Source organism: Anoxybacillus tengchongensis (assembly GCF_014201585.1).
GTDB lineage: Bacteria > Bacillota > Bacilli > Bacillales > Anoxybacillaceae > Anoxybacillus > Anoxybacillus tengchongensis.
The window spans coordinates 123,991-131,066 of sequence record NZ_JACHES010000009.1 but is presented as its reverse complement, the minus strand read 5'-3'; the positions used below and the strand labels follow the sequence as shown (position 1 = coordinate 131,066).

General features: G+C 42.1%; 7 protein-coding genes. 5 read left to right on the top strand and 2 right to left on the bottom strand.

What is annotated here, in order from left to right; all coding sequences use genetic code 11:
* Positions 1 to 131 precede the first annotated feature (131 nt).
* Both HNQ82_RS10860 and HNQ82_RS10855 read right to left on the bottom strand, forming a co-directional pair.
* Entirely contained in the window at positions 132 to 1,127 is a 996-nt protein-coding gene (locus HNQ82_RS10860; RefSeq protein ID WP_183249558.1) for a YkvI family membrane protein, read from the bottom strand.
* A 71-nt stretch (positions 1,128 to 1,198) separates the two neighbouring features.
* A complete protein-coding gene (locus HNQ82_RS10855; RefSeq protein ID WP_183249555.1) occupies positions 1,199 to 1,579 on the bottom strand; it encodes a FixH family protein in 381 nt (126 codons plus the stop codon).
* A 92-nt stretch (positions 1,580 to 1,671) separates the two neighbouring features.
* Here HNQ82_RS10855 and HNQ82_RS10850 point away from each other — a divergent pair, with 92 nt between their 5' ends.
* From HNQ82_RS10850 to HNQ82_RS10830, 5 genes are all read left to right on the top strand, one after another.
* A complete protein-coding gene (locus tag HNQ82_RS10850) occupies positions 1,672 to 2,646 on the top strand; it encodes a YncE family protein (RefSeq protein WP_183249553.1) in 975 nt (324 codons plus the stop codon).
* 2 nt (positions 2,647 to 2,648) lie between these two features.
* Positions 2,649 to 3,320, top strand: a complete 672-nt coding sequence (locus HNQ82_RS10845; RefSeq protein ID WP_183249551.1) for a response regulator transcription factor — start codon at positions 2,649 to 2,651, stop codon at positions 3,318 to 3,320.
* Entirely contained in the window at positions 3,307 to 4,713 is a 1,407-nt protein-coding gene (locus tag HNQ82_RS10840; RefSeq protein ID WP_183249549.1) for a sensor histidine kinase, read from the top strand. The genes HNQ82_RS10845 and HNQ82_RS10840 overlap by 14 nt, the downstream gene beginning before the upstream one ends.
* Positions 4,714 to 4,749: 36 nt before the next feature.
* Positions 4,750 to 5,604 (top strand): methyl-accepting chemotaxis protein, encoded by an 855-nt coding sequence (locus HNQ82_RS14700; protein ID WP_183249547.1) that lies wholly within the window; start codon positions 4,750 to 4,752, stop codon positions 5,602 to 5,604.
* 128 nt (positions 5,605 to 5,732) lie between these two features.
* A complete protein-coding gene (locus HNQ82_RS10830; protein ID WP_183249545.1) occupies positions 5,733 to 7,076 on the top strand; it encodes a DNA cytosine methyltransferase in 1,344 nt (447 codons plus the stop codon).

Sequence of the window (7,076 nt, the reverse complement as noted above, 5' to 3'; positions counted from 1 at the left end):
TTCTCTTGGCTTTGTTGGCTCTTTTGCCTTGTGATTTTTTGTAAATTGTATATAGAGTTTTGTTGATTTTTACAAAAATATTTTAACAGTTACTAACCCCCTCACATTCAATGTACTATACTTCTTTTTTTCTAGCTAGGCATTTTTCGATAGAAAAGTAAGAAAATAAATATGATGCTCATATATCCAAATAAAGGATACAATACGCTAAGTAAGGCGTTATACCCGACTAAACTAAACGTATACATCGCTATCAAAAGCGCAATAAGGACAAAAATCGGTGTCCGAAAAAAAAGCGCTAATTTTCGATGCAGTCCGAACACACCGGCAATAAATGATGTGAAAATTTCACCGTAAATGATGACGACATATAGTCCATAAAACGACGCGAGCGAACGTTTCACCACTTCCGCCATCGGAATGCTGTAAGATTGCAAGTTAGGAAGCAAAGAAAGGGCCAAATGACTGCTGAATAAAATACCCATAAGCAACATGCCACCGAGCCACCCTCCAAGTCGAATCGTCCGTTCATCTTTCACTTCTGTCGCAAGTGGAACGAGCACGACTTGTGCCATCGCTAAATTAAACGCTACATATGCAAACGGGGAAAAAAACGCAGCAAACGGCGGCTCCGTCCAGACCATGTCCCCTCCGTTCATCATCGCAATAGACAAACTAAAGATGATCATCAGCGGCACAACGACCATATTGACGCTTAAAATGCCATGTAAGCCAAATAACATCGTTACGAACGTCAATACCATGGTGAACAAAAGACCAACATATGCCGGCATATGAAGCTGTTCTTCAAACACCGCTCCCGCCCCTGACAGCATGACTGATGTCACACTAAACAACACAACAAACATAAACATATTCACAACAATGCTCACTTTTCCGAACAAATACGCATTCAACTGCTCATATGAACGCGCATGAAGCCGGTTGGCCATAAGCATTAAACGCGTCCCGAAAAAAATGAATAGCCCCCCACTGACCGCAATCATCACGATCCCAATCGCTCCGTATTGCGTAAAAAATTGCACAATTTCTTTTCCTGTCGCAAAACCAGCGCCAACAACTGTTCCGACATACACAAATGCAATTTGAATCGCCCGCATCCACATATACTCTCCCCCACTCGTCCATTTTTTCTATATATATGAAAAAAAACGGCGAATATTTTCCGCCGTTTTTCTTATTCAACTACAACATCAACTTTTGGCATATTGTGCATATTTTTTGCTGTCACATGTGCGACAACCGAATACGTCCCTTTCGTTGGAAACGTATATCGCGCGACATATTTTCCGTCACCGACGTGTTTCCCTTCAATCATTTGCCGATCTTCTTCACCATGCTTCCACACTTCAAATGTCACTTCCGACGCATCGGTCACTTTTTCATCACCATATGTCGCCAAACAAGCGAGTTCGACTTCTTGATTAACGGGAAGCTTTTCTTCGATCGCCATTTTAACGTCTAAATACGCCAACTCTTCTTCCCCTTCTTCTGCTTTGTTCGCACAACCAGCGACAACGAGCAAAGCGAAGGCAAACAACAATAACCATTTTTTCATTTGAATCCCCTTCCATGTTACAATAGTTTCACAAAATGATCACAAATATTTGATACAATCATAATAAACATACTTGATGGAGGATGCGTGCGATGCAAATTCGTTTCTTTTTTTGGCTTATGATCGTCGTTTTGTTGACAAGTTGCACCCCTCAACCGTACACTCCGATTCCACGAGATCAATCGGTCGTTAGCGTCGTCAATATAAAAGAACAAAGCTTGTCATTTATTGATTATAACACGAAAAAGCTTATTGCAACATGGAAGATAAACAAACCGGTAACAAAAGCGATCTTACTTCCTGACGGGGATACGATTGTTTTATTCGGACAAGACATGGATGAAATGATCATGTATACGTTATCGACAGGAAAACAAACGAAACGATGGCATGTGGATAAAGGGGTAACAGATGTGCTCGCTACCGAACATGAATTGCTCGTTGTGAACGAAAAAGATAGTACGGTGTCGATCATGACGTTCGATGGGAAAGTGAAACATACGATCGCTACTCCCGCCTCTCCTTTTTCGATCATCGAAGATAAAAAACATCATCAATGGATCGTCATTCATTTTAAACAGGGCGCCATTTCATTCATTGACAAAGCGACAAAACGAGTGAAACGAACAGTCGATACGCTCGATTTTGCCGTGAGTGGCTTAGTCGTACCTGAAACCGATGAACTATGGGTTGGCGGACATGGAAGCGGAGCGAATATTCAACAAGAAGCGTACGTTCATTCACTTGTGGACGGCCGTTTGCTCACACGTGTGAGGGCAGAAACGATGCCGATTCAATTCCTTCAAACCGAGCAAGCGATATACGTGCTTTGCCACGGATCAAACATGTTATACGCATTTCATCCGACGACAAAACATTTGATGCGCTCACTTGATATTGGCGCAAATCCTTTCGCCATAGTAAAAGCGAAAAAGGAACTCGTCATCGCAAGCTACGACAGCAATGAACTCATTTTTGTCGATGAAAAAACGTTGAAACAAACAAAAACAGTTTCTGTCGGACATGGGCCGTTTTACATCTTTTTCCGCGACGCGAAGGAGGAATAAACATGGCAACCATTTTAATTGTTGACGATGAAAAAGATATGCGGGAATTGCTCCGCCTTTATTTAGAACCAGAAGGGTTTACGTGCATTGAAGCAGACGACGGCGAAGCAGGACTTGCCGAGTTCGGACGGAGACATGTCGATTTAATTTTGCTTGATATTATGATGCCAAAACTTGACGGCTATCGCTTTTGCATGCACGTACGCGAACGGTCACAAGTGCCGATCATTTTTTTAACGGCGCGAAGCGATGAATGGGATCGTGTCTATGGATTAAAAATTGGTGCGGATGACTACATCGTGAAACCGTTTAGCCCTAATGAAGTGGTCGCACGTGTGCATGCTGTACTTCGACGAACGAAAGGAACAGATGCACCTCCACAATATGAAGCAGGTCCGATTGTCGTCGATGAAAAAGCACGAAAAGTGACAGTGAATGGAAAGCCGGTTGTGTTAACATTAAAAGAATTTGAACTGCTTATGTTGTTTTTAAAACATCGCGGGCAAGTATTTACGCGCGAACAGTTGCTAGATCGCGTCTGGGGCATTCATTACGTCGGCAGCACGCGCACCGTTGATACACATATTAAAACGTTGCGCATTAAACTAGGCGAAGCAGGACAACTCATCCAAACGGTATGGGGAGTGGGATATAAATTTGATGAAACGATTTAATTCCCTTTCACTTCAACAAAAACTATGGCTAACGATTAGCGCTTTTTTAATACTTGCGGTGTTTCTTTTATATATCGTTGTCATCTATATATATGAAAACATTTATATCGCAAACGTCGAACAACGTTTATTACAAGAAGGAATGAATATCGCTGCCAAATATGAAGGCGGCGCGATGACCGACTCGTTTCGTCACATCGTCTCTCTCATGAATGACATATCTGATACGGAAATTGTACTCGTGAACAATCCGCGTGAATTAAGCGCGTGCTTGCCGTTCGAAGTCGATCATCATTCCATTATTAGCGAGGCGGAACGACAACAATTGCTTGCAGGAAAAACGGTAACGAAAAAAGGATACGAGCAAACGTTTGATCGCCAAATCGTCGGCGTCATTATTCCGCTACTCGATGAACATCGGCTCATGGGCATTTTATATTTGTACGTTCCGCTCGCATCGATTGAAGATGTGCTCGAGCGCATTCAAACGTTCGTCATGATCGGTGGTATGCTTTTTTTATTGATTACCGTGTTTGTCGGCCGAAAAATTGCGATGCACTTAACAAAACCGCTACAACATATGCAACAGGCGGCTTACCGCGTTTCACAAGGCGACTTTTCTGTCGACATTGAAGTGGAGACAGAAGATGAAATTGGTCAATTAGCAAAAGCGTTCAATCAAATGGCGCATGCGCTGGCGAAAGAAGATGAACGAAAAAAAGAATTTTTAGCGAACGTTTCTCACGAATTGCGCACGCCGCTAAGCTATGTGAAAGGATATAGCGAAGCGCTATTAGACGGCGTCGTCAAAGAAGAAGCACAACAAAAAAAATATATGAAACTCATTCATCGCGAAGCAAGCCGCATGCAACGTCTCGTGCGTGATTTGCTCGATTTAGCGCAACTGGAAGGGACGTATCCGCTCGAGCGCACCCCTTTTTCGATCGCCCAATTAATCGAAGAAACGATGGAAAAATACGAACCGATCATGCAAGAAAAGCACATCCACCTTTTGTTCGACCTCGACCATGACTTAATCGTTGACGGCGATCCCGACCGCATCGAACAAGTGTTGCAAAATTTACTTGATAATGCGTTGCGCTACACTCCTTCTGGCGGCACCATTTCGTTGCGTGCGACAAACAAACATCCGATGTGTGAACTCGTTATTACAGATTCCGGACAAGGGATGTCAAAAGAAGATATGGAACGATTAGGCGAGCGATTTTTCCGCGCCGACCGCTCGCGCTCGCGCGAACATGGCGGCACAGGGCTCGGCATTGCGATCGTCAAACAAATTGTCAAGCTACACGGCGGCTCCATCCGTTTTGAAAGCGAACAAGGAAAAGGAACGACCGTATACGTCGAATTGCCACTATATGACGAATCATAGTAAAATATACGTATGACATTTGAAGGAGGAAAAGAAATGAAATTACATGCACTCCCGATTGATTGCGTGCGCCTGTTTGAATCGATGGAACGGTCGTTTGCGATGATTTTATTTCGTCCGGATACAACGGTATTATGGGCAAACGACGCGTTTCTTCATACGATGGGCTATACGGAACAACAAGTGATCGGCATATCCCACCGTCAATTTTGTCTTCCAGAGTACGCTAACAGCTATGCGTATACAGAGTTTTGGAATCGTCTAAAAAATAAACAACCGTTTTACGGCACGGTACAACGCGTCACTCGTCATGGGAAACATGTATGGCTTGAAGCCTTGTATACCCCTGTGTTAAACGACACCGGTGAAGTAGAAGCAATCTTCAAACTTGCCACCGATGTTACTGACCGTCAAAACACGTTAAATGAAGAGTTTGCAAGTTTGCTAGAAGAAATGAATGCGAGCACGAACGATATTCATCAAACGTCGCAACTGATTCATGAACATCTTCAACTACTAAGCCAAAAAGCCGAACGCGTAAGCAAAAGTACCGAACAAATCCAATCGGTCATTTCGTTTGTGAAAGACATTGCGATGCAATCCAACTTGCTCGGATTAAATGCTGCCATTGAAGCCGCTCGCGCTGGCGAACACGGACGCGGTTTTGCGATCGTCGCAGAAGAAGTGCGCAAAATGGCAGAAAAAAGCAAAACATCCGCAGAAGATATTTCTGAACAGCTCAATCACATTACAAGCTCGGTGTTAGAAATGGTTCATATGCTCGAAGAAGTCGCTGAAAAAATAAACAATAGCACCGAAGCGATTGACGAACTTCATCAAGTGCAGCAACATATGGTGAAAATTACAGATAAATTGACGAAGCTTTTATAACTGCCCTTTGCGGCAGTTTTTTTACATCTATAATCTACATGAATGCAAAGCTTCGAATAAAAGTAGAGATTTTTTGTTGAAGATTTGATAAAATGATTTCGAAAAAACATTTACATGGAGGTGGTTCTATGGTATATACAAGCATTGATTTATTTGCTGGACCGGGTGGACTAGCAACCGGCTTTATGTGGAGCGGAATAAAGCCATTAATCGCTGTTGAGATGAGCTATTGGACTGTTCAAACATACAGTGCCTCTCATAACGCTGAGATTTTTGATTTGGAAAGTTTTTTATCTGGTGAGATGAAGGATCCTGAACAATTCTTTAGAAAAAGTGAACGTACTCTTATTATTTATGGAGATATTAACAAAGTCTCGAATGAATTGATCTCAAAAATTCTTAAGCAACGTTTTGGAGTGGATTCGGTGGACATTGTGACAGGGGGGGCACCGTGTGAAAGTTTCTCTATGGCGGGGAAAAGAGAGGATGGAGATGAACGGGATGACTTGTTTTTAAATATTTTGCGTATTGCTCGCCATGTAAATAGTAAAATGGTTCTTTTTGAAAACGTAAAAGGACTATTCTCAAAACGTTCAAACGGTAAATCAGTATTTGAAAACATTTGTGATGAGTTTGAATCAACAGCTTATGATACATCCTTTTGTTTAGCTAGTCGTGATCCTCAGCAAATCCTTCTAACGGCAAGTGATTACGGTGTACCCCAAAATAGAGAACGCATCTTTTTAATCGGGATTAATCGTGATTACAATGCAACATTTCGATACCCACTCCCAACTCACGGACCTGATCGAATGTTTCCTTATGTTACTGTAGGAGATGCTTTATTTGATTTGCCTGAAGTTCATCCGGGAGAAGAAGCAACAGAATACACATTTAATTTTTTAGATTACACGATGAGCGAACAAAGACGCGATTTCTTACTTAAAATGAGAGGAATTACCTTAGGTTTTCCAGAGCACTTGACATTTCATCCGAACACATTAACTTCTCATAAAGCCGTAAACCATCGAGAAAAAATGATTAGACGTATGGAACTCATTCGTCAAGGTGAAAATATGAAAACGGCCGCCGAACGATTAATTTCGGAAAATAGAGAAGATTTGAGAAGAAAGTTTTTTCCAAATAAATTATATGGCGCAAGAAACAGGAGACTAAGGGAAAATGCCCCGAGCTTTACGGTAACGTCCCATTGTTTAGACGAAATGATACACCCTATTCAGCATAGAGGATTAACCCCAAGAGAAGCAGCAAGACTTCAAAGCTTTCCTGACTGGTATATATTCGAGGGACCATTTGTTAAGTTCCATTCTGATCCGGAGCAGGATCGTTATGAACAAATTGGCGACGCTATTCCCCCTTTATTAGCCTATGCCTTAGGGCAAGAAGTGACGAATACGTTAAACTCAATTTATAACCAAATAAACAAGAAAAAAGAAGTTGTAGTTAAATAA

Bases quoted from the DNA above. Each gene is read 5' to 3' on its own strand.
- HNQ82_RS10860 (WP_183249558.1), bottom strand. From the start codon at position 1,127: ATGTGGATGCGGGCGATTCAAATTGCATTTGTGTATGTCGGAACAGTT.
- HNQ82_RS10855 (WP_183249555.1), bottom strand. From the start codon at position 1,579: ATGAAAAAATGGTTATTGTTGTTTGCCTTCGCTTTGCTCGTTGTCGCT.
- HNQ82_RS10850 (WP_183249553.1), top strand. From the start codon at position 1,672: ATGCAAATTCGTTTCTTTTTTTGGCTTATGATCGTCGTTTTGTTGACA.
- HNQ82_RS10845 (WP_183249551.1), top strand. From the start codon at position 2,649: ATGGCAACCATTTTAATTGTTGACGATGAAAAAGATATGCGGGAATTG.
- HNQ82_RS10840 (WP_183249549.1), top strand. From the start codon at position 3,307: ATGAAACGATTTAATTCCCTTTCACTTCAACAAAAACTATGGCTAACG.
- HNQ82_RS14700 (WP_183249547.1), top strand. From the start codon at position 4,750: ATGAAATTACATGCACTCCCGATTGATTGCGTGCGCCTGTTTGAATCG.
- HNQ82_RS10830 (WP_183249545.1), top strand. From the start codon at position 5,733: ATGGTATATACAAGCATTGATTTATTTGCTGGACCGGGTGGACTAGCA.